Genomic DNA, 21,749 nt, shown 5'->3' with positions numbered 1-21,749 from the left:
CTGGTGAGTTACGGCTAGGAGAGTCGGCTAAATCAGTAAAACGGTGCTGCGCAGGGCGAGCAGTCTGGAATCGGTGAAGGGCGGGTCGAAAAATGCCGGCTGCCGAATGATGACTTTGGCATAAAGAGTCAAGAGCGAAATCAGGAAAAATACCGGCAAAAGCCCGGTATCAATCGCTAATTTTAATAACTCCGTCAGTTGCAAGGGAATGTGGTCATCGCCATCGATAGGGATGTCAGTGCAAGGCGATGGGCAGGGATCACCGTCATCGCTCGTAAGAGCATTGGTCTCATCATTGAAACGAGTGGCAGCATTGACACGAGCGAATTGGTCGCTTCCAGTCTTCTCTACAGCGACATGGCCATCAGCCCCAAAACACAGCACAAAGGACGATACATCTCGATGGCCCAAGCCAAAATGACCGAGCACTGCGAGTATCAGCACAATAGAAAGCCAAGTTTTAAAGCGGAGTAGGGTAACCATTCTTTAAAAGAATACTCGCCATCCAAAATAATTCAAGCATTTAGGAACAAACACCGGCGAGCATGACCCTGAAAGGCTGCTTGATTGCTTTAGCCGAACAGTTCTGTCGGGTTATTTCATTATCTATGGCATTAGTTTTTCACTAATTTGACACACTTTTCATTAATTGTGGCACCCGACACGACTTTCTTCCTTTCCAAATACTTTCTTTACAGTTATTTTCTTTCGTTTTTACTTACTTAATTAGTTTATTACTTTCTTTGTTTCTTAATTACTTTGTTTCTTGATTTGTGCTAGACTATGCGCACAGTCAAATTGATGGAGGTCGTCATGAAAGAAGAGTTTGATTCCGCTGTGGGTCGTCCCGCCGATATAACCGATGAACGCATCATTGAAGCCGGCGAGATTTTGGTGAGGGCTAGTCGGAATGTAACGGGCTTTGCGTTGCGCAAACTCACCGGCGGCGGTGATCCAAAACGACTGAAAGAAGTGTGGGATAGGCACCATGTCAGCCAGGCTGTGACCAATGCAGAGCCGGTGGCAGAGTTGCCTGTAGAGGTGGCTGAAACTTTGGCGGCCATGACCAAGGCCTTGGTGGACAAAATCAATACGTTGACCGTGGAGTTAAACGACAAAGCCGTCAAGACCCAAGAGCGCCGGGTGGCGGATGTCTTGCGGGCTGCGGGCGAACAGCAGGCCCAAGCGGAGCGCGAACTTGCCGATGCTTCGCAAGCTGTCGATGAGTTAGAGGCAATGCTGGCGGAAGAACGGTCCAGGGTAGGGGAGTTGGAAAAACGTCTAGCCGACGTGTTAGCGGCTGATCAAGCTAAAGCGGTTGAACTGGCTACCTTACGCGAACGGCTAGAGGCGGTCGAAAAAAACGCGAAGGTAGCGGGCGAGCAGCATGTTGCCGAACAAGCACAATTCCGGCAAGCATTGGCGGATCAAAAGCGGGCGGCACAAGAATTGGCGGTAGAACGGGACAAAGTGAAAACGGAACTGACTAAAGTACAGACTAAGGCGGAAGCCGCTGAAGAGTCCCATAAGGAAGAGAGAAAAAGGGCTGCCGCTGAGCTACAGCGAGTCGCCGATAAGCTGATAAAGCTCGAAGCGGAAAGAGATGGCGCCAAAGCGGAGGCGGGTAAAGCCCGAGAAGAGCTTGCCAAGCTAACAGGCCAATTGGAAGCCATGAAATCCCAGGCCGCTCAGTTGATGCAGGCCATTGGAAACCAACAACCGGAAAAAGCCGAAAAACCGAAAAAGGTATAAGGCATTTTGCGGCTAAAAAACGGAGAATTCAGTGATGATGAACGTGAATCAATTGCAACAGGCCAAAGTAGTTATGCATCGATGGATAAGCAGTTATCGTTGTCGGACTTTCATTGGTTTTAAAGGCTCGGTTGTTAAACCGTATGGCTTTCGCTCTTATTATTGGGCGCACACCTATACTGCCCGTGATTATTTGTTGGGCATAAAAGAGCCGCATGGTGCATGTCTGTCATTGTTGGACCTTAGAAGGTCAGGGCAATGAGTCTGGGATTGGCAGGGTCGTGTCTGGGGGCTTGATGTGTGAAGCCGGACTCTGAAAATGACACCACCTATATTAATGGTATCTAAAGGCGTGCAGTCGTCTTCTGACATTGGTGTCCTAAATCGACCGGTTTCGGACAGTCTTTAAAAACCATGTACTAAAGTAGGCTTATTGAATTACGGACATGTGTTATAATTCGTACATCCATTTCGGACGGAATTAGCGCATGTCACGCATCTTTGCTTACTGTCGAGTGTCGACCACGGACCAGACTACCCAAAACCAAAGCCTGGAAATTCAATCCGCCGGTTTTGCCATTCAGCCGCATCGTTTGATTGAAGAAAGCATCAGCGGTTCAGTCGCGGCGAAAGAACGCCCCGGTTTTAATAAACTGATCGAGCGACTGGAAGCGGGCGATGTGTTGGTGGTGACCAAACTGGATCGCCTCGGTCGCAACGCCATGGATGTCAGAGCCACGGTCGAGCACCTTTCCGATTCCGGGGTGCGCGTTCATTGTCTGGCGTTAGGTGGGGTTGATCTAACCAGTTCTGCCGGCAAGATGACCATGCAGGTGATCGCAGCTGTCGCCGAGTTTGAACGTGATCTGTTAATTGAGCGCACTCAAGCAGGCCTTAGTCGCGCGAAGGCCGCGGGTAAACAGTTTGGTCGTCCGCCGGCACTCAATGCGGAAGATCGTGCTGAAGTTGTCAAGCGATTGGCCGCTGGCAGCACCGTTTCGGAGTTAGCTCGGGATTTTAAAACTACCCGGCAAACCATTATGCGAATTCGGGAAGCGGCGATGAAATCACCGCAAAGTGAAAAGTCGGTCAACTATTCTGGAGAGTAAGCGATGAATCATTTATATATGGAACGACACGATGACAAAGACAACATGCATCGTTTTTATCAGATGTTTGTGACGCCGGGTCTATTTGATGATTGGTCGCTGATCAAGGAGTGGGGCAGGGTAGGGTCACCCGGTACCGTCAGAAAGGAGTGGTTCGATACCCAGGAAGAAGCCATCGTCGCCGGAAATAAGTTGTGCACGGCGAAATGTAAAAAGGGTTATCAAGCGATTCGCACCGAACGATGATGCTGGAGATTCCATTTGCACTATGCGATCGTTACATGAAATCGCTGTTAGCAAGTCACCACAAAGACATCAGGGGCTAAAACCATGATAGATGAACAACGCCCCTCTGGGTTATTTAGCGACTTGGCTACCAACCCAGAGACTAAGGCTGCGATCCTGATCGACTGCGAGTTAGCCGTGGACGAGTTCGCCGCAAAGCACGGCAAGACCTCCGTCAACATTATGCCGTCGGTGGATACAACATTGACTTTGAAGAAGGCTATCAAGCTGCTGCGCGTTTATGGCGCTACCTTCGGGAGACATGAATCATGACTGAAGAAATACTAACTGATGAGCATTCGGACGACAAACCCGAGAACAAAGAAAAGAAAAAACCTATCCCACGTGATGTGAGTGGCGTTGGCTATATCACCACATCTGGCACAATCCGATATTGCAGGACAGGTATCGATATTCCATTACCCGACGATTTCAAGGAATGGTGCATATTCCAATCCAAACCAGCTACCCATTCCGATTGAAAACCGCCACTGATGTAGAGTCAAACCAGGCCATCGATTCCGACACGATTATGCCAGAAGTAAATGACGAATTTACAGTTTCGACCCTATGAGGTCTGTCGCCGCATCTGATTAAAAATGGCTGCAATAGGACTTTTAGCGACTAAAATTACTTGACATGCGACATATGATTCGATTGATTGCCAATAGATGAGGCCATAAATGTGAGATGGGCAATAGAAATTCAAAAGACGAGTCTTAATACAAGGAATCTTTCCGACCTGCTTCGCGGATTAGGATTTAACCTAGTTGAAGGAATAGAATATCCAGCTTTAGCATCACCAGTTATTGATGCCTGCTTGACTTCGGCAGATGTATTCGAAAAAGCCAAGGCTGTAAGAGAAGCGTTAAAAGGCCCCGCACAAATAGATACCGATTTTTTACTAGGGTCAGTCATAGATTACTCCATGAATCCACCAAGACGCCATGCATTTCTTGAAGTTGAGTCATTGGTATCGACAAGTACAGTAAGTACCTGCGCTATAACAATTTATCCACCAGATGGACTTTCAGCAACCGAATTAGAGCAATGGCACGCCGAACGTGAAGAGCAGCAATATCAAGCAAAACTAGAACGTCAACGTTCGAAGCTAGAACCCGCTTTTTATAGTCCAAGAGCGAAAAAGGTTTTAGAGTTGCTAGCTATTGAGAATCCATCCGGTGAAACAATTTACAAAATTTATGAACTAGCTCAGGGGCCAGCAGGGAATCGAGAAAATTTTCATACACAGTTTGGTATATCAAAAGATCAATTCAATCGTTTTAAAGACGCCGTACATAGCCCAGAAATTTCTGGTGATATGGCTCGACACGCTTATGGACATCGACCAAATACGCCAAATCCTATGTCACTAATTGAAGCGAAAATCTTTATTCGTCATATTGCAGAAAACTGGTTACAAAGTGTGCGAGACAATAGATCTGACTTGTAATGTCTAACTTTTCGAATGGCGAATATATTGCCTTTACCAGCCATTATTTGACTTATCCTGATAGGCACTTAATGGCCGAACTTGCTCTGTCAAAATTGAAGGAGCAAAACCGACCCAAAGCGGTAGTTGGCTTCGTCTGAATCAATGACGGCAATTTGATCATTAGCGGCTATTATTACTTATCACCGATGTTATACGGAAAGGAAAAGCATATGCTAATCAATAGACTATCGTGTAAAAGAGCATTTGCCGGTAGATATACTATTAACAGCTTAATAACTTGTTAACCTCCAATAGAAAAGGATAAGTAATGCCATCAGAATTAGAGCCTGAAGCCCCTGAGCTAATAAAACAGCTACGATGGCTACAAGTACATGGCAAAAACCATTGGAAACTGATTGTCATTGCTTTAGTAACAGTACTTGTTATCCCTGCATACAATTTGGCGACTACTATTGCCTCTAAACCAAAGTCGCTGGGCGAATTTCAGATAGTTATAGAAAACCAACTGCCCGAGACACTCAAGGTTGGGGAACTAGCTGAATTCTATCTAAGTGCACCAGAAACCCCCGCGATGAATAGGCAGGTTTCTTCGGGGCTAATCCGGCTTTCACTTCCGGATGGCATGTACCGGCTAACTGTTGAACCGGGTCAAACGGTCAAGTCAAAAGCATCCCTAGTAAATGAAGCTCGTCTATTACCTTACCTTGATGCAGGTGAGTTTTTCGGGCTAATCATTTTTTCGGCCTCTCCAAAGCCGATTCGAACAGAAATACTCTTTATGAGAAAGGAATTTGAAAATGGCATCTATTTTGGTGTCAAAAGCTAACCAGTCACTCTTGGCGTTCGCTTCGCTCACTCAGACGCGCCTCGGCGCGCCGCATAGTTTGTGGTTAGCTATTGAAATTTTTTGGTATTTATTAAAGGATAGAAGATGAAGTCTGTCAGTTTCGTTAATATGAAAGGCGGAGTGGCAAAGACCACAATGGCAGTTAATGTAGCAGACTGCCTTGCCACTCGACATGATATGCGTGTTCTTGTTGTTGATATCGATCCACAATTTAACGCAACGCAATGCGTGGTTTCCGGTGAGGATTATAAGGAACATTTGGATAATCAGCGTCATACTGTCGTTGATATATTTGATGATTCACCTCGGCCTGTTGTTGGCGTCGTGGCTGGGGCGGATACAAAAGAGCCGTTATCAGTAGAAGAGATAGAGCCTTTAAAGATAAAAGATAATTTCGACTTACTTCCGGGGGCACTAGAGCTTTATCGCTTAGACATGACAGGTGGTCAAGGCAGGGAAAATAGATTAAAAATCTATATAGAGCACCTTAAAGAAAAGTTTGAATATGATGTGGTCATTATTGACACGCCGCCGACACCGTCAGCGTGGATGTCGTCAGCGCTTATTGCGTCAGACTATTATTTAGTACCAGTCAAACCTGAGCCATTGTCTGCTACGGGTATTGATTTGTTACGCTCAGTAATTTCCCGTGTGACCAAAAACTATGGGCTTAAATTGTCCTGTGCTGGCGTAGTGTTAACCATAGCCGAAGAAAACACCAAGGTGTTTAAAGGAGCAAAGCATTTTATTGACAATAACAACTACTGGAAAGGTAAACGATATGCCCAGCATCTGTTAAAAAGAACAGAAGTGGCTAGACAGCAAGGTGAACAAGGTTTGATCTTAGATACTAACGATCGTGAGCTAAAACTTGCATTGTCTAAAATTGTTGTTGAATTCCTCGATAGAATCGGATTGGAAAGCTAAAGTAAGGGTGCGAAAATGCTGTCGAAGCAAGAAATACTAAAACTAAAACGTTTTCTCGAAGAGTTTTCGTGGCTGATGGACACTTACTCTAAGATTGACCTAAAAAAAGCATCGCTACTTATCGATGAATCTTTGGGGGAAACCTCTGAACTAAGGAAAGCTGTTGGTAGCTATGAGTCAAAGAACCCGAATATTCAGTTCTTGACCGGGGTTTTGCCTTCTTTATTTCTCGATGATTCTTTATTTAGAACTAACGATGATATCGCGGAATTTGCAAGTACTGTATTGAAACTAGAAATACCAAGGCATCACAAGAAATCCAAATATGAAATCATTGGCCACATCGTCTGCGAAACAAATAAATTGAATGAAAAGGAGCTCGGGAATCTAGTTGGAGCTTTATCATTACTTGTGAATGACGAAAAAGGAAAAGAGATTCTTGCTAAGAAAAAGAAGGATGATTCTTTTAGTTGGAATGAAATGATTCAAACTTTAACAAAGGATTAGCAATGTCTCGCGCTTTAAAGGATGACTATTCTAACTTAGTAGAGTTCATAAATAGTTATACGCTCAAAGATGCATACAGTGACGGTGATTTTGATAGTGCCATTAAGCCGATGCATAAAGGGTATTATGCTGCGCTCGTGATAATGGCAGAGCTAGAACATCAGGGTGCGCAGCCAGTAACACCGTTTAGTAAAGCCCAGAAAGAAGTCCAAACTAAAATATTCTGGTCGTATTTGACTGAGTCATTTTCAGAATTAGGGAGTTCTTTTTTCTTGATACTCAACGGTTGTTATAAAGCCGCTGAACAGGTCTTAAGAAGCAGTATTGAAAATTTCGTCAAGGCACACGGTAGTCTCGATAACGAGGGGCTTCATCAAGTAAAGAATGTATATGAAGTCTTTGAGATATCAGGAGCAACCTCATTTTTCTCAAAGGGGATAGGTCGGGATACTCACATAAAGCTAAATGAGCTTTATGTGAACTTGTGTTCATCAGTACATACTGGAACAGAACAGGATATGCAGCGCATTAGTGCATTGGGTGAATTTCCTGCTATAGATAGAGCTAGAGTTTTAACAGCTAGCAAAAAGTATCTGAAGATAGTCAAGCTATACGTATCATCATTGTCGGTGATGTTTAGTGAGGTTTTCCATAAGATGCATCATAAAAATCGAGATATTGTGACTTTATCTTTATCGGAAAAAGCTCTTCAAGCTCTACATGTAAAATAATTTGTAACAAAAACCATCGACCGGACGCGCCAAAGGCGCAAGCCGGTGGTGGTTGCCGTTAAATGACCGGTTTCGGTTTCGGTTTCGGTTTTACTATTGCCATACGCTAAAGTCTTTGAATGTCGCATAATGGCCGGACTTGCTCTGTCAGGATTGAAGGGGTAAAACCGACCCCTTCCTGCCATTCGCGTTTCTCCAATCCGGCCAGTCAGCCCACTGAAGATTTATCAAATTGGAGAGCTACGAAGCAGCCAATGGCGACCTCAACTAATCGGTAGAGTCGAGATGAGGCGTGCTAGCATTAGGTTTGGCTTGCTGTTTCCGCCCCTTTCGTTTGGCGGTGCCTCACTAGCTAAAACATAACTCCCGGGAACACCCACCCTCTATTGCCTTCGGCTGCGTCTTGTTCACTACGGCCGCCCGATACCCGGTATCGCAGTGACGGAAAATTCACTACAAATCCATTTGTAATTTGTCCAGCAGATTCTTTACTTCCGGTTTAGCCGCCAGTTGCTGGGGAAAGATGGCATAAATAGTACGACGGATTTCCGGGTCTGCTAGGTAACGGAAACTTATATTCCCTGCTTCTTTAGGTATAGTGAATTCCGGCATTAAGCTTACGCCTATACCTGCGTGCACCATATTGAGTATCCATTCTTCACTATTACTGCGATAAGCCGGACGCAGGTCAATTTGCCTATCCAAACATACGCTTTTTAATTTTTCGCGTAATTCGCAATTCAATCGATCCAGAAATGGCTCGTTTTGAATGGCGCTTAATTCTATAGTTTCAAATTGCTTAAAGCGGTGCTTATCATTAAATGCCACCACATAGCGTTCCTCATACAACGGCATAAACTGATAAAAGCCATCAGTTAAATCCCTTGGCGAGCTAATAAATAAATCTAAGCCGCCAAGAGACAGTTGTTTCAGCAAATTAGTCTCACAATCGACTATCAACTCCACTTCTATTAGGGGAAATTCTTGCTGAAAATCGGCTAAAATTGGACTTAATCGTTGCGAGCTAATAGTTAACATAAGACCTATCCGCAAAGGCACAGTGTTCTGCCGGGTGAAACGGATAGCGTCAGCCTTAATCGCCTGGCTTTCTCGAAAAATGTTCCGCAAATTCGGTTCGATCAGACGCCCTAACGCTGTCAAACTGCAACCAGATCGATCCCGAGTAAATAATTCACCACCTAATTCATCTTCCAGTTTTTTTATTGCTTGCGTTAAAGACGGCTGAGAGACATATACTGATTCTGCCGCACGTGTAAAACTGCTTTTATCACAAATAGCTAAGAAATAACGAATTTGCTGCATTTCCATGATAAGCCTGCATTTGAACTAAAGCCTAGAGCAGGCATTTAATTCAGCCTGGACAAGTAAATAATTTAACACCTAAACCACTAACCAGTTTCGACCCGCAGAAGTCACACATGGGTGCTCCAAATCACGTTAATGTGCCCGATTTCACAAATCACGGGATTTGACCTTAACCGTATGTTCTACCAGCAAGCCGCAACTAACAATGATGACATGCTGCTCACTAACATCCGCATATTTTTTATATGTTGTGAAGCGTCTCGAAAATTCTGGCTGCAGATCCGATTATCGTACACTCTAAGAAACCACAGAAATAAAACTAGGCTTAGGCGTTATATATTATAACTATTACTCCGCTATCCTCCATTCCCACCTACAATATTCAGGTATAGCATGTTTTAATATTCTTGTTTCAACGTAATTTTTCTTTATAAGTACCGACAATGTTTTATTTGTGCTTCCAACCGGCAGAATCGTCCAATGCCTTTCACATCTCTTAAGCAAAGTTTCCTGTGCATGAGTCAATTTTTCTTGCTGCATAGCTACATCTATTTCTGATTGCTAAATTTATAAAAATAGTGAAACTTTTGAGTATTATGTATTAAGATTTGTCTTACAAAACGGAAAATAATTTTTAATAAATCGCTAAACGCATCTTTAAAAAAGACCCTCATCAACTATTCGCCATTAGGCGAAAGAGCAAGTTGTAAATTCTTCTCTTAGAGGTAAGAAAATGCTTGGGCTATGAGCTCCCAAACCCAGCACACGCGCATCAGATGTACTGGTATTATTGATGATGAAGGTCTGTAAACTGCTTCTAATATTGAATTTATTACCTTTATATATTTCCATAAATAGACAAGACGCATAAAACGCTCGGCGAATACGTGTGTTTTCAATTGACGAGCATGCATTGCAATAGAAAACAAGATGGATGCTTAGCTTCACTAGCAAAACCCGAAGGATTAATTCCATCCATTCCCCTTTGGCGGAGAATTTATATCTCTGAACTTATACTGCTGGTCATAAAGTAACTGATAGAGCTAACTATCCATCTTGGTTAAAGAATTTAACTAAGTGGTATGTCATCGTACATGAAAAAAAATATGTAATGGCACTCGATATACATCTTTTATAACTTTTAGTTATTTACCTATAACCAGGTCTTTTAATTGATCAATTCCAACAAGGTGTTCAGAAGCTGCAAAAAACTCAGTAATTTGGCTGCCATGCCTAGGCCACTGTGAATGTGGTTGATCACCTTCGCAATATAAGGTTTTTACACCATTTGCACATCCGGTATAGGCAACACAACCATTATCCAGTTTATCCGGAATCGGATCGCATTTATTACACGAGGCCCACCAACCAGACGATTGCTGTCCATAACCAGGAAACAGCCGATCCTTGCTGCTATGCATGATCATCACCGATATGGGCTTCGGACATTTACGGTCACGTAAATCCTCGTAGTTAACACCGGCGGCGCTAGGTGCAATCGCACGAGGAATGTGACTTGTTCCGGTCATAAACGCTAGCGCCATCGCAGAAGTGCCCCCATCGGAATGCCCAGTGATATAAACCTGCTTTTCATCAATACACCATTTTTTGGCCATCAAATGTGGAATCGTCCCTAATTCTACAGTGGTGCTCGGCGATAACTCCGGATGATCGACATAGGCTACAATGAAGCCTGCGCGTGTGGCAGGTAAGGTCAATCCCGTCGTCTTCTCTGTTTTGGCGCGATTCGAACCCGCTGGGGAAAATACCAATAATAATGGGTGAGAAATAGAAGAATCATAATTCAGTGGGGTCAGGACGTTATATTTAATGCCGTTTTCTGTCGATTCGCCGTAACTAATGCCCGAATCACCGCTAAGCTGATCAGTTTGGCAGCGGTCCTGATTTATTTGGGGGCGATAGCTAGCCCGCCCCAGTTCTACGGAAGTACCACGATGATCCAGCCACAACAAGAAAATCACCGCTACGACGGGTAATCCGAATAACACCCTCCGCCATTTATCTCTCTCAGGTAGAAAAGACTTTAACTGATGGATATTCATAGTCGTGATTCTCATATTTGTCAGATTGAGTTAAACCGCTTTAGCGATTAAGTGTCTTGGAGGTTACTGGTCGTATCGTGCTGTCCCAACCTAAATAATCCATAGATCAATAAGCACAAACTGCCGGTAATCACAAACAGATGCATGTAACTCTTCCCTGGCAGCGACTCCAAGCCTACAGAGAACGGTATGTGTGAATCTAGGTGCTTGTCCTTGTCTACTATTGCAATATGCGCCAAATAGTGCCCTGCACCATATTGGCTGAAGTCCACCGAACCATTCATCGTACCGGTTTTAACTTTTTGTGGTTCCTGATAAAAAACCCTTGTACCTTCGGGCTCTTTAGTAATCTCAAATTCAACGCTGAGATTACGCATGCTTTTACCTTCGTAATCGAACACCAGTTTGGTAGGGCCGACTCCAGGGATGATATTGCAATATTCCCTGTCGCCTGACAGAGTCGGTGTATAGGCTGTTAAATGCACTTGCTCAAAACCCAGCCGAGTTTTGCAGGCATCGACTTCGTCGGCTGCACCACGATGTGCATTGGCATTTGTCGGTATCAGCCCCACCATAGTAAGGATCAACGCTAACTTTAACCCGTGGCTTTTAATACTGTATGTTGGCAAGTGTTTTTTAAAACTAGCTTTCATCAACTTACTCCCCTGCTTTGAACACATTCTGAAAAACTCTGCTATTTGATTGGCCTTGGATTTGATCAAGGAATCCATAAAAGGTGTTTTATCCGCCCTTTTTGCGGCCGGTAGGGCGTAGCGTCTATTAAGCATGTAAAAATTTTCATTTCGGTGGGCACCGGGGAAATTGCAAATAAATTTGTTGAACTAATAGGTTTGTCGTATGGCTCTCTAAAAGGTTAGCCATATAAAACCGCTTTTTTTGTCACTAGTAAAATACCTATTTTCTATAATTGAATAGGAATATCCTATTCAAAATAGTGTAATTTTGATTGCTAGAAATTCGCTATTCCCCGGTGACCGCGTTTGTTTTTGGAGGTTTTTCAACTTTACCACCACTAAAACATCGCTAAAGTTTGAAACATTGGTATGTAGTGGCCTAATAAAATGGACACCCTAAGAAGTTGATAAACTATCAACCATTGAGGTGAAAAGAATGAAACAAAAACGACGAAGTTTTGATGCGGGGTCAAGCTGCAAGTAGTGCAGATGATCCGGGAGCAGGGGCTCACGGTTATGCGGGTTTGCCAGGAGCTCAAGTTGGGCCAAACGGCGGTGCGTCGCTGGCGGAAGCTGGTGCAGGCCGAGCAATTGGGTCAATCCGTCATCTGCTAGCCGGTAACGCCTGACCAGCATCGGATTCGACAGCTGGAATTAGACAATCAGCATGCCGGCAGAGCTGGTATACACTGCCTTGCTTATGGCTATTGCTCAGCGGTGACCGCCAGTTGGGTTGATCGTACATCCCGCCGGGGCAGCCAGTACACCAGAGATGAATACCGGGATTAGGCCCATCATGGCGTCGCCAGCGAGGCCAGCCGCGATGTGACTGGGCTATATCGTCAATTTCTACAACAGTCGGCGCTTGCCTTTGTCATTGGCATCCCTGCCATCCAATAGCTATGAAATGAAAATGGCAGATCAACAACCTTTTTGTGTGTCCGAAAAAAGTTGACCACTACAGTATTCAACGATAAGCGCCACCAACGCCGGTAGACTTTTAGATAAAAAAATAGCTAGTTTTATTTCCTGAAAGTTAAAACCAAACCCCTATCTCATAAACATTCCTATCGAACATGCAGAATGACATTTGCGGGATGGGATGCTGCAGGACTCGTACTAACCAAACCGATCTCGCTGGGTATTTGCCCACTTCTACTTTCTAGCGCGGTTCCAAACCTACTATCTGTATTCTATTCGGAAGAACTGTATGCACACTAGCGCGGAGAAGGTACCCAGGCGGAATGGGGTCCCGAACGGGGGGAAATAGAGGGCGACGTATCGTCATCCATGGTGGTTAGCAGAATATCGACCAACGCCAGCAGTTAGCATGGCGGATGGTTTAAATTCGTTCAATTTTCTTGAAATATATTTTTTTACATACGTAACAATAGCTTAAAAATTATCCCTTCGTCGACTCATCAGATAAATGCCGATTGCACAATGGATAAAATCAACAGCCCGCTCAGCCAATCTCAGCGAAAGAAGAGTATATAAACTTCTGTTTCATATGCCTTTTTCAAAGTTATAAAACTCTTTGTCACGAAGATAAAACCAACAGGTCCGCTACACCGTCATCTAATAAATAGCTTTAGCCTATTTAAGCATAGATAATCTGTATTTTACAAGTTGACATCCCCAATATAGCATTATGCGACAGATATGGTAATGCCGGTTAATAATTATATACGGTAGATTAGTTATTCTAACGATGCATTTAACTGTAGCTCGTCTTATATATAGGTTGTTTCCATTATTCCATAGTAATGCAGTATGACTAAATCGATATTGATTCGTCCGTTATAGATACACTGTGAATTAGTGCCATTATCTAATTCTAGTTGAATAATATTGTTAATCTGAAAAATTAATTTTGAGATACTAATAATGAGCAAAGAAACTAAATGGGCCATCTGCAGTACCTGCGATATCAATTGCGGACTTCTTGTCACTGTTGAAGACGGTCTGGTGAAATCGATCAAAAAAAATCCAGATCACCCACTAACGCCGAATTCCATCTGCGTAAAGGGAGCAAATGCAAATAAATACATTACTCACCCAGACCGATTAACACACGCACTGAAAAGAGTCGGTGATCGCGGATCGGGCCAATGGGAACAAATTAGCACAAAGCAAGCTTTAGATGAGATTGCCGATAAGATGAAGCAATTGATAGCAGAAGACGGTCCGGAAACAATCGGCAGCACTTATGGTTGGAGTTCTAACGCCGGCGCAGCATCACGAAGATTTATGAATCTACTGGGGAGTCCGAACTGGACTTGGACAGGATACGTATGTTTAGCCAATTCCACAGTGCCCAGTAAAGCGACTTACGGCTTTTGGCAGTTTCCAGACTTTCACAATACCAAATGCATCGTACTTTTAGGCCATGCTCCGGGGCCCCAAAGATGGACGGCTGAGTATCTGTGGATTAAAGATGCCTTGGATAGAGGCGCAAAATTGATCGTCACAGATCCACGCCGGAATAGTTACAGTGATCAAGCAGACATTTTTCTGCAGATTAAGCCTGCTACGGATAGCGCCTATTTATTGGCCTGGATCAATGTGATCATCGAAGAAGATCTGTATGACAAAGAATTTGTAGAAAAGTGGACAGTTGGTTTTGAACAACTCGCTGAAAGAGTGAAGGAATACAGTCCAGAGTGGGCGTCAGAAATCACCGGCGCACCAGCGGATAAGATTCGCGAGGCTGCCCGAATGTATGCCACGAATGGCCCAGCGGTGATCCCCTGGGGCGCCGTACCGGATCACCATGCCAATAGCACCCAGACTTTACGCGCCTTAACCATATTGAGATCTATCACCGGCAATCTGGATGTGCCCGGAGGCGAACTGCTGATGGGCTATCATCCGGAAATTTTATCGGATGATGAATTCGAGCTCAATGATAGGTTACCGGTGGAGCAGAGAAAGAAAATGCTCGGTATAGATCGTTTTAAGCTCTTGAGTTGGGAAACACTCGAAAAGACCGGCCCGGCAATGGAAAAGGTTTGGGGAAAGAAATACTCAAACCAGGTATCTGGTGGCGCGATGGCGCACCCTGCAAGCATGTGGGAGGCAATGAAAACGGGCAAACCATATCGCTTGAGGGCACTTATATCGCAATGCAACAACACCTTAAACAGTTATCCCAACACCACTCACATATACGAAGGTTTGATGAGTCTGGATCTGCTAGTGGTAATGGATCTTATAAAGTCGCCCACGGCTCAAATCGCCGATTATATTCTGCCCGCTACTCATTGGCTTGAAAGGCCAAACCTGTTTAATTACTGGGATTGGATTCCAGTATATCAGGGTGGACAACAATCGGTCCAAGCGCCTGAAGAATGCCTGCACGACTGGATGTTATGGCGCGAGCTTGGTGTTCGTCTGGGGCAAGAGAAGGATTGGCCATCTACTATGGAAGATGCCTACGATGAACGGTTAAAGCCTGCGGGTTTAACGTGGGAAAAATTATCAACCCAAGATCGGGCTTCTGCACCTGAAATAACTTTCAAGAAGTATGAAAAAACCGGCTTTGGGACACCTAGCGGGAAAGTTGAGCTCTATTCAAGCATCTTCGAAGAGCTAGGCTATGATCCGTTGCCAAGTTGGATTGAACCACCGGAAAGCCATGTGAGGAAACCGGAGTTAGCGAAGACTCATCCGTTGACTTTTTTCACCGGTATGCGCGAAAACTATTGGTTTCACAGTTTTGGGCTCGGCCGGTCAATAAAAGAGTTGCGTAGCCGTGAGCCGGACCCGCGTATGCAAATTCATCCGGATACGGCTTACGATTTAGATCTCTCGGACGGGGATTGGGCATGGGTGGAATCAACTAGCGGAAAGAGAATAAAACTCAGATCGTGGCTTAGTAACGACACACACCCTAACGTAGTCAGAGTGCCTCATGGTTGGTGGTACCCAGAAACAACAGGAAGTGAAGAACTAGAAGCCGCGTTATCAAGTCTTTGGAAATCAGCGGATGCGGTCATTCTCCATGACTCTGACGAATACTGTGACAAGGAACAAGGCAACTTCCAACTCAGAGGGCTAGCTTGCAAAGTCTATAAAGTGGAGGATGGAACAGAAGGAACGAGCTATATAGCTTAAACATTTAAATTAATGCCACTACATGGCTTCGTAGGCCATCATTACTGCTCTTAAAATAAGTTAAGCCATATTCATGGGATAATATCCTCATGAAATGTAAACGAGATTCAGACGGCCGAGAAATTGATCACCATACTCTGCAAGTGATGCGGCAGCAGGCGGTCAAGGCTGTGAAAAATGGGCAGACGGTGGCCAGTGTGGCGGCAGCGATGGGTGTCAACATTCGCACGGTGTTTCGTTGGTTGTCCGATTTTGCAACGGGCGGTCAAAATGCCCTGCTGGCCAAAAAGATTACCGGACGCCCACCGCTGGTGACGCCCGACGAAATGCGCTGGATCGCCGAGACCGTGCGGGACAAAACGCCCTGGCAAATGAAGTTGGAGTTTGGCTTGTGGACCTTGTCGCTAATCGGGGAAGTCATCTATCGCCAGTTTGGCAAACGCCTGACCGCGCCAAGCGTGGGGCGAATCATGCGGTTGCTGGGTTTTACGCCGCAAAAACCCTTGTATCGGGCTTGGCAGCAGGATCCGGTGTTGGTGGAAAAATGGCAGACTGACGAGTTTCCGGCCTTGAAAGCTGAAGCCAAACGCACCGGTGCGGTGATTTATTTTGCCGACGAAGCCGGTGTACGTTCTGACTTTCATGCCGGCACCACTTGGGCGCCGGTCGGTCGGACGCCGACCGTGAAGACGACCGGGCGACGATACGGTTTGAATCTGATCTCTGCGGTCAGCGCGCGAGGCGATTTTCGCTTCATGGTGCAAGAAGGCAACGTCACCGCCGAGGTGTTTATCGAATTTCTGAAACGTCTGCTGCGCGGCGCCGAACAGCCGATCATGCTGGTCGTCGACGGGCATCCGATTCACAAGGCCAAGAGCGTTAAAACGTTTGTGGAGCAACAGCAGGGCCGGTTGCAGTTGGTTTTTCTGCCACCGTATGCGCCACAGCTCAATCCCGATGAACAGGTCTGGGGGTATATCAAGCCGCGCGTCGCCAAGCAAATGCCGGACAATAAAATCGAATTAAAGAAACTCGTCCAATCGGCCATGCATCGCTTACAGAAACTCCCCGATGTCGTGAAATCTTTTTTCAGACACCCAGAATGTCAATATGCTGGCGAGTGACAATACTTTCTTTATGAGCAGTAACAGGAGAAAATCATGTCTTTTTTACTTTCCAGCCCAGGTGTTACAAATCTTCCCGACGTAATGAACTTATACCCTGAAAGAGGTAGTTTAATTCTCCGCCTGATCGACGACATCATGCGGAAAGAATCGCAGTTGTCTGACGGCGAACGCGAACTTATCTTTACCTATATTTCCGCATTGAATGCCTGCCAGTTTTGTTTTCACTCACACGCCCCTGCAGCTACGGCGCTCGGAATTGATGAATCGGCAATCGGTAATATGGAGATTGATCTTGATACCCAAAATGCAAAGCTCAAACCGATATTTAGCTATGTCAAAAAACTCACCCAAACGCCAACACAAGTGACTAAGGACGATGTTAATGCCATCTATGCGGCAGGCTGGAATGAGCAAGCCTTTATGGATGTGGTTGGTATCTGTTGCGTAGTTAATTTTATGAACCGGTTTGTCAATGGGGTCGGTATAGATGTTGATGCGGACACCGCGCGTGAAACAGGAGCGTCGGTCTTGCCTACCATCGGTTATTCCGGATGGGCTGAAAACGTAGAAAAGTTACTTGCTTAACTAATTGAAATGCGGGTTATTCCTTTCAATTTGATAAGTAAGCAGAGCTTTATACATTTGTAACACACAAGTTAATCAGGCGTAGTAAAGCGCCTCTTTAAGAGCAAGGATGCTCTTTTCTTATTTTCAATATTGAGGCTACCAACTTAAGAATTGACAAAAGTGTTAGAGCTAGATCTACGAGGTTTGAAATCTTCGGGGGTCTAAATACAGCTGCTCTTTCTTGAAACGGTAACCAATAGTTGGGGACAGATTAAATCATTATCTATGTTACAGCCAAGGTTTAGTCGACATATTGAGAGAGCCCGTGCTTTGAAAGGAGTGTCACGAGCGTGAATTATTTACATACAACACATCCAAAAAATTCAACAGCTTCCAATCTGATTGATCCCCAGGGACGTCATTTAAATTACTTGCGCCTCGCCGTAACTGATCGCTGCAATTTCCGTTGTACCTATTGCATGCCTAAGGAAGGGATCGATCTTAAAGCTCGGGATAATATTATGCGTTTTCAGGAAATGGAACACCTGCTTGGACTATTTCTGGATTTAGGTATAACCAAAGTGCGCATTACCGGTGGCGAGCCTTTTGTTCGTAAAGGGCTACCTGATTTTTTAACCAAAATTAATCAATATGAAAAACTAGAAACAATCAATTTAACGACGAATGCTTATTTTATAGAAAACACGATTGAATTGTTTCAAAAAATAAAAATAGGTAGCGTTAACATCAGTCTTGATTCGTTAAAGCCAGACGTTTTTTATAAAATTACCCGCCGTGATGATTTTGAACGGGTGCGGAATAGCATCGATAAGATTTTACTAACAGACCTGAATATTAAATTGAACATGGTAGTTCTCAAAGGCGTCAATGACAATGAAATTGTTGATTTTGCGATGTTGGCCAATAAATACAAAGTCGAAGTCCGTTTTATTGAACAAATGTCATTTAATGGCGGAGGCTTTTCAGGCGAAATTTATTCTGCAGATGAAATTATTGGCACGTTGCAGAAATTTTTCCCCGAAATGGTCGAACATCCTCAAATGCGTTCCACTGCCAGGCTTTTTGATATCCCGGGATTTAGGGGGGAAATTGGAATCATCGCCGGTCACTCTAGAACGTTCTGTTCTACATGCAGCCGTTTAAGGATAACTCCCGACGGTACATTCAAAACCTGTCTCTATGATCATGGAGCCGTTAATTTAAAAGACATGCTGCGCTCAGGAAAAAGTGATAAAGAAATAAAAACGGCAATTAGAGATGCTGTAGCCAAAAGAGCAAAAGACGGGTTTGAATCGCAACACCGGACTCAGCAAAAAGTTCATTTTTCAAAAAATCATCTGTCAATGGCACAGATAGGCGGATGATGGAAATAATTAAACAAGATTTTTTATATTGGGAATTTTGAACACTGTTACTTCAGCTGGTTTCATTGCATCAGAGTTCGCATCTCGTGCAAACCGACTAGCTATTGACTTAGTGATATTCATCGACTTATTTTGTACCAAACGGATTATACCAATACAAAAGTCATTAGAACACGCGAATTCGATACCCAACAAGCTACCTCCAATGCTATCGAAGTATTTGGTGAGGGTGCATCGATGTGTGAATTTTTTAGCTGCCATAGCCATCGGCAAAGGCAACTTTTGCAGTAAGCATGAACTCTACCTGCTTGCGCAAGGCATTTCCGTGACACTAGAAGGGGGATATAGATTGAAATGATGTGTAAATTTTCAGCCCCTACATCTTTTTATGCGAATTGTTACAAATGACAGCTTTAGAGATTGACGCGTCATCCAATATGCAGTTCCGGGCATCCGAAAAAGGCCGTAGTGACTCAGTGATAAAGTCAATTTGCTCGCCGAATACCGGACAGTCGACCAGTGTACAGGATGCCTTAATTACTGAAACTGGCTAGTTACCCCGGTCGGCGGCTATTGGCCGATTTTGTTGAAAAAGTCGGTTTGGGGTAATTTTGCCGCCAGTAAATCTTGTAACAATCTTTTTTTATAGCTAAATATTTTCAATAAATACCGCATTTTTCACAAAAGGGACTTTTTCAACACAATCGGCCGGTAGTGCGCATTCATTTTTTGAACGAGTCGATCCAGCCTCCCTAAGCGACTAGTGAAGCCACTGCGAGACTCCGCCGTGGTGTGAGCATGTACCCCGGCGGTGTTGGCTAAAAGAATAACTGCCGTCGCGGCATTGGGCGCTTGCACCTCCAGGAATGGCGCCTGTCTTTGAATGCGCCGGAGAATGGACTGCCTTTCCACTTCTATTCGTGTAGTGGCGGTGCTCCACTAAATCGTTCTCGTTCAGGTCATCAGCCTGAATGCTGATTGAGGGCGCTCGCTCTTTTGAAAATGCGTCAGGTACTTGAATGGCCGAAACGGCGAGCATGCCCAGCAGCAGAATTGCTTTTTTATTCATGGACACGTCCTTTTATGATGTCCTCCAAATAATCCATTTTACCCCTTGTTACATCCGCGCGGAATGACCCAGGATGCACTAGGTTTATCATGCTTGGCGTAATCCGCGACCGGAATGGTTTCGCCGATCACCCGCTCGATTTCGTCCACACTGACCAAATAGCGATCCAGATTTTTCTTCGTGGCATCGGTGCTGTTCGGGACGATCCAAGCGATAGCCCGTTCGTCTTGGCCGGCACCACGAATCACAACCTTCCAAAACGCATCCGGCGTTTTGACGCCATGCGATTTGACGAAATAGTCATCCGCTGGATTGTTGCCCCAGATCACGCCGCCGATGACCAGGAGCTCGTCGATGTCACGGTAACATTCGATAATTTCCTCGGTGCGTTCCCAAGCACCCCTGTTCATCTGCTGTGTTTGCGGCAGGATGTTGGTCATAAAATTGGTTTGCTTGATGGCCTCGTCTGAATAATCTAGATGGTTCGCCGGTACTTGATGCCCCCGGTCATAGCCGTGGCCATAGGCTTTGGCTGATGTTTGCTGGCATTCTGCGGGCACATTGGGATCAAGGAAGAAATCCGGGTACCGTGTAAAATTGCCGGAATCCCTTTGAGCTGTGTACCGAAACTTAATCGGACCGCGTTTCGAGCAATCCAGCCAGACAGTAAAACCCTGGTAATCCAGTTTGAGAATGTGATCTGCCGTCGCTATCGATTCGGTGGGTGTTGGTGTTGGTACGACTTTCGGTAAATTCGGTTGGGCGATCGGTTTCGATGTTGCTGGCGCTCTTGTTGCTCGCTCGGGATGGCAGTGATATTCGCCGGTTTTGCGATTGGTATGGCAGCCTTCACTATTGACACCGCCGGGATGGGCTGAAACGGGTGTTTGAACGGCCAGAGCCAGGATGCTGGCAGTTAGCCAATATCCAGCGGTTTTGATGTGCATGCAGACGCTCCGAACGGGTGCAAAAGAATAGATCGATAAGCTTATCAACCAAAGCGGAATTGATGCCGTGTCATTGGCTGATTCAATTTTAGCCAGTTTCGACGAGTTTTCGTATACGACATGATAATTGCGCTGTTATCCCTACAGCTCAATTTTTGAATAGAACGGCGGGTTTCCGGCTTTCAGAAGACATCGAGCTGAAACAAGTGGATGACAGAAAATGGCCGGCTGCCGCTGATGGCCAGTGACATAATTTCAGTTTCAAATAATTCAGGTTTGCGCTGGATGATTGCCGGTCGGCGGCAACGTTATTAGGTTCAGTTGCAGATAATGTCGGTTTGAACACCATTTAATTCCGGTCAAAAATTGTGCTGATTGCTGATTGCTGATTGCTGATTGCTGATTAGCTCGTTTTCGATTGCAAGTCCCTACAATTAGGTGTTGAAGCGTCTATCTGTGGCTTCTATAGTGCCCTCTAACATACGTTCCATCTCTACGAAAATATCCATGTACGTTGACGGTCTTTGGCAGTCCGGTAATGGGACTAATGTCGCCATAACAAGACCCGTTTTCTGCGCAAAGCGGAGCATCGGACGGGTGTGGTTGTTGTGGTGTATAGCTAGGTGCCAAATAAGGCTGGTTTTGTATCTTAGTAACCGGAACGGTAGAGCTATACTTTGAAGGCGATGCATCGTGTATTCCTGTGATGGCACTTTTCCCGTACTCCTCCGCCTTCTGGACTTGTTCCGTGCTGAGCAGGGCATGATTACAAAGAGCCGGGTAACTGCCAAGACAGGTTCTTAAGTTGGTCTCGTACTCCGCCTTCTGGACTTGCTGGGC

At 45.0% G+C, this 21,749-nt stretch carries 20 protein-coding genes; 14 read left to right on the top strand and 6 right to left on the bottom strand.

Features of this window, described 5'->3' with window-relative positions:
* Positions 1-27 precede the first annotated feature (27 nt).
* Complete coding sequence (locus CWO84_RS24140; RefSeq protein WP_132324953.1) at positions 28-483, bottom strand: hypothetical protein; 456 nt, start codon at positions 481-483, stop codon at positions 28-30.
* 330 nt (positions 484-813) lie between these two features.
* Between CWO84_RS24140 and CWO84_RS09980 the strand changes: the two genes are divergently transcribed.
* The 10 genes from CWO84_RS09980 to CWO84_RS09935 all read left to right on the top strand — a co-directional run bounded on the left by CWO84_RS09980 (position 814) and on the right by CWO84_RS09935 (position 7,614).
* Positions 814-1,752: a DNA-binding protein gene (locus CWO84_RS09980; RefSeq protein WP_101052465.1), complete on the top strand. Its 939-nt coding sequence runs from the start codon at positions 814-816 to the stop codon at positions 1,750-1,752.
* A 488-nt stretch (positions 1,753-2,240) separates the two neighbouring features.
* The gene (locus CWO84_RS09975; protein WP_101052463.1) at positions 2,241-2,861 is read left to right on the top strand and encodes a recombinase family protein; all 621 of its coding nucleotides are present in this window, start codon (positions 2,241-2,243) and stop codon (positions 2,859-2,861) included.
* A gap of 3 nt (positions 2,862-2,864) precedes the next feature.
* Positions 2,865-3,107, top strand: coding sequence for a WGR domain-containing protein (locus CWO84_RS09970; protein WP_101052461.1), 243 nt, complete (start codon positions 2,865-2,867; stop codon positions 3,105-3,107).
* A gap of 84 nt (positions 3,108-3,191) precedes the next feature.
* A complete protein-coding gene (locus CWO84_RS09965) occupies positions 3,192-3,419 on the top strand; it encodes a hypothetical protein (protein WP_101052460.1) in 228 nt (75 codons plus the stop codon).
* Complete coding sequence (locus CWO84_RS09960) at positions 3,416-3,628, top strand: hypothetical protein (protein WP_101052457.1); 213 nt, start codon at positions 3,416-3,418, stop codon at positions 3,626-3,628. The genes CWO84_RS09965 and CWO84_RS09960 overlap by 4 nt, the downstream gene beginning before the upstream one ends.
* Before the next feature lie 203 nt (positions 3,629-3,831).
* Positions 3,832-4,599: a hypothetical protein gene (locus tag CWO84_RS09955; RefSeq protein ID WP_101052455.1), complete on the top strand. Its 768-nt coding sequence runs from the start codon at positions 3,832-3,834 to the stop codon at positions 4,597-4,599.
* A gap of 310 nt (positions 4,600-4,909) precedes the next feature.
* Entirely contained in the window at positions 4,910-5,428 is a 519-nt protein-coding gene (locus tag CWO84_RS09950) for a hypothetical protein (protein ID WP_101052453.1), read from the top strand.
* A 105-nt stretch (positions 5,429-5,533) separates the two neighbouring features.
* Entirely contained in the window at positions 5,534-6,376 is an 843-nt protein-coding gene (locus tag CWO84_RS09945) for an AAA family ATPase (protein ID WP_101052452.1), read from the top strand.
* Positions 6,377-6,391: 15 nt separating this feature from the next.
* Entirely contained in the window at positions 6,392-6,883 is a 492-nt protein-coding gene (locus CWO84_RS09940) for a hypothetical protein (protein ID WP_101052451.1), read from the top strand.
* 2 nt (positions 6,884-6,885) lie between these two features.
* Positions 6,886-7,614, top strand: coding sequence for a hypothetical protein (locus CWO84_RS09935; RefSeq protein ID WP_101052450.1), 729 nt, complete (start codon positions 6,886-6,888; stop codon positions 7,612-7,614).
* 453 nt (positions 7,615-8,067) lie between these two features.
* Here the strand turns inward: CWO84_RS09935 and CWO84_RS09930 are convergent, their stop codons facing one another.
* The 3 genes from CWO84_RS09930 to CWO84_RS09920 form a co-directional block, all read right to left on the bottom strand.
* Positions 8,068-8,943: a LysR family transcriptional regulator gene (locus CWO84_RS09930; protein WP_101052449.1), complete on the bottom strand. Its 876-nt coding sequence runs from the start codon at positions 8,941-8,943 to the stop codon at positions 8,068-8,070.
* A 1,142-nt stretch (positions 8,944-10,085) separates the two neighbouring features.
* Positions 10,086-11,003, bottom strand: a complete 918-nt coding sequence (locus CWO84_RS09925; protein WP_101052448.1) for a poly(3-hydroxybutyrate) depolymerase — start codon at positions 11,001-11,003, stop codon at positions 10,086-10,088.
* Positions 11,004-11,050: 47 nt separating this feature from the next.
* Entirely contained in the window at positions 11,051-11,791 is a 741-nt protein-coding gene (locus CWO84_RS09920) for a hypothetical protein (protein ID WP_240618016.1), read from the bottom strand.
* Between the two features lie 1,794 nt (positions 11,792-13,585).
* Between CWO84_RS09920 and CWO84_RS09910 the strand changes: the two genes are divergently transcribed.
* The 4 genes from CWO84_RS09910 (at position 13,586) to moaA (ending at position 18,893) form a co-directional block, all read left to right on the top strand.
* Positions 13,586-15,814, top strand: coding sequence for a molybdopterin-dependent oxidoreductase (locus CWO84_RS09910; RefSeq protein WP_101052447.1), 2,229 nt, complete (start codon positions 13,586-13,588; stop codon positions 15,812-15,814).
* Positions 15,815-15,903: 89 nt separating this feature from the next.
* Positions 15,904-16,938, top strand: coding sequence for an IS630 family transposase (locus CWO84_RS09905; RefSeq protein ID WP_101052446.1), 1,035 nt, complete (start codon positions 15,904-15,906; stop codon positions 16,936-16,938).
* Positions 16,939-16,974: 36 nt separating this feature from the next.
* A complete protein-coding gene (locus CWO84_RS09900) occupies positions 16,975-17,526 on the top strand; it encodes a carboxymuconolactone decarboxylase family protein (protein WP_101052445.1) in 552 nt (183 codons plus the stop codon).
* 332 nt (positions 17,527-17,858) lie between these two features.
* Positions 17,859-18,893, top strand: a complete 1,035-nt coding sequence (moaA, locus tag CWO84_RS09895; protein ID WP_240618015.1) for a GTP 3',8-cyclase MoaA — start codon at positions 17,859-17,861, stop codon at positions 18,891-18,893.
* A gap of 760 nt (positions 18,894-19,653) precedes the next feature.
* On the opposite strand, the gene CWO84_RS09885 is transcribed toward moaA, so the two are convergent.
* The gene (locus CWO84_RS09885) at positions 19,654-19,962 is read right to left on the bottom strand and encodes a DUF3761 domain-containing protein (RefSeq protein ID WP_205800361.1); all 309 of its coding nucleotides are present in this window, start codon (positions 19,960-19,962) and stop codon (positions 19,654-19,656) included.
* A 38-nt stretch (positions 19,963-20,000) separates the two neighbouring features.
* Positions 20,001-20,909 (bottom strand): DNA/RNA non-specific endonuclease, encoded by a 909-nt coding sequence (locus CWO84_RS09880; RefSeq protein ID WP_101052443.1) that lies wholly within the window; start codon positions 20,907-20,909, stop codon positions 20,001-20,003.
* Positions 20,910-21,749: the final 840 nt, after the last annotated feature.

Source organism: Methylomonas sp. Kb3 (genome assembly GCF_002834115.1).
GTDB lineage: Bacteria > Pseudomonadota > Gammaproteobacteria > Methylococcales > Methylomonadaceae > Methylomonas > Methylomonas defluvii.
This window is presented reverse-complemented; position numbering and strand designations above follow the sequence as displayed.